The 1,707-nt window shown below is 66.5% G+C and carries 2 protein-coding genes; both read right to left on the bottom strand.

Annotated features, from left to right (window positions below):
- The coding region (locus RT2_RS24895) for an NAD(P)(+) transhydrogenase (Re/Si-specific) subunit beta (RefSeq protein ID WP_072847482.1) at positions 1–1,371 on the bottom strand (1,371 nt) is incomplete at its 3' end.
- Complete coding sequence (locus RT2_RS24890) at positions 1,371–1,703, bottom strand: NAD(P) transhydrogenase subunit alpha part 2 (protein ID WP_072847483.1); 333 nt, start codon at positions 1,701–1,703, stop codon at positions 1,371–1,373. The genes RT2_RS24895 and RT2_RS24890, both read right to left, overlap by 1 nt.
- Between the last annotated feature and the right edge of the window lie 4 nt (positions 1,704–1,707).

The raw sequence follows: 1,707 nt of genomic DNA, 5'->3' as shown, positions 1-1,707 counted from the left end.
GAACAGCATCGAGGTGGTGTCCGCGAAGAACAACGGGTTGTCGATGCCCGCGTAGCCCGAGGACATCGACCGCTTCAACACGATCACCGACCGGGCCTCGTCGACGTTGAGGATCGGCATCCCGTGGATCGGGCTGCTGGGGTCGTTACGTGCCGCCGGGTTCGTCACGTCGTTGGCGCCGATGACGATGGCGACGTCGGTGCGCGAGAACTCACCGTTGATGTCGTCCATCTCCTTCATCGCCTCGTACTCCACGTCCGCCTCCGCCAGGAGCACGTTCATGTGACCGGGCATCCGGCCGGCGACCGGGTGGATCGCGTACTTGACCTCGACACCACGCGCCTCGAGCAGTGCCGCCATCTCCTTGACCGCGTGCTGCGCCTGCGCGACGGCCAGTCCGTAGCCGGGGACGACGATGACCTGGTTGGCATACGCCATCTGGATCGCCGCATCCGACGCCGAGGTGGCCTTGACGGTGCCGCCGGTCGCGCTGACGCCGCCCGCGGCGGCGGCGTCGCCACCGAACGAGCCGAAGATGATCGCCGGGATCGACCGGTTCATCGCCTTCGCCATCAGGTTCGTCAGGATGGTGCCCGACGCGCCGACGATCATGCCGGCGACGATCATCGCCTGGTTGTTGAGCGCCAGACCCGCCGCCGCGGCGGACAGACCGGTCAGGGCGTTGAGCAGCGAGATGACGACGGGCATGTCGGCGCCGCCGATCGGCAGCACCACGAACAGGCCCATCACGCCGGCCGCGACGAGCAGCCCGACGATCAGCAACGCCGACTGCGGGTCGCCGTCGGCACCCAGGCCGATGTAGACGGCCAGCCCGACCGAGACCAGCGCCAACGCCATGTTCGCGACCTGGAAGGCCTTCGCGTTGGAGACGAACACCTTCTCGACGTTCTTGTTGAGCAGTTCCTGCAGCTTCGCGAACGCCACCAGCGAGCCCCAGAACGAGACCGAGCCGATGATCGCCGCGAACAGCGACCCGACGATGAACGGCGCCGACGGCACCGCCTCGACGTGAGTGAAACCGTCCGAGTTGAGGAACTCCGCCCACGCGATCAACGCGACGGTGCCACCGCCCACGCCGTTGAACAGCGCCACCAGCTGCGGCATCGCGGTCATCTTGGTGCGCAGCGCCGGCGGGACGCCGAGGACGATGCCGACGAGCAGACCGCCCGCGATGAGGAGCCAGTTGTCGGTGTCGCGGACGTCGATCAGGACCGCGACGACGGCGATGACCATGCCGACGGCGGCGATGTAGTTGCCGCGGACCGCGGTCTTCGGGCCGGTCAGGCCGGAGAGACCGTAGATGAACATCGCAAACGCGACGATGTACAGGATCGTGACGAGGTAGCCCATCAGGCGTCAGCCCCCTTCTTCTCGGGAGCCTTGACGGCGTCCTTCTTGGGCTTGAACATCGCGAGCATGCGGTCGGTCACCACGAAACCACCGACCACGTTCAAGGTGCCGAACACCAGCGCGACGAACAGGATGATCTTGATGCTCCACGGCGCGTCGCCGGGCAGATGCCCCAGCACCACCAGCGCACCGAGCACCACGATGCCGTGGATGGCGTTGGTGCCCGACATCAACGGCGTGTGCAAGGTGTTGGGCACCTTGGAGATGACGGCGAACCCGACGAACCCGGCCAGGACCAGGATCGCGATGTTCGCGAGAAGTTCGTTGTACATCAGG

It is taken from the genome of Rhodococcus tukisamuensis NBRC 100609 (assembly GCF_001894985.1).
Taxonomy (GTDB): Bacteria; Actinomycetota; Actinomycetes; order Mycobacteriales; family Mycobacteriaceae; genus Rhodococcus_G; species Rhodococcus_G tukisamuensis.
Note: the sequence above shows the minus strand (reverse complement) of the source record. Positions and strands in the feature narration are given on the sequence as shown.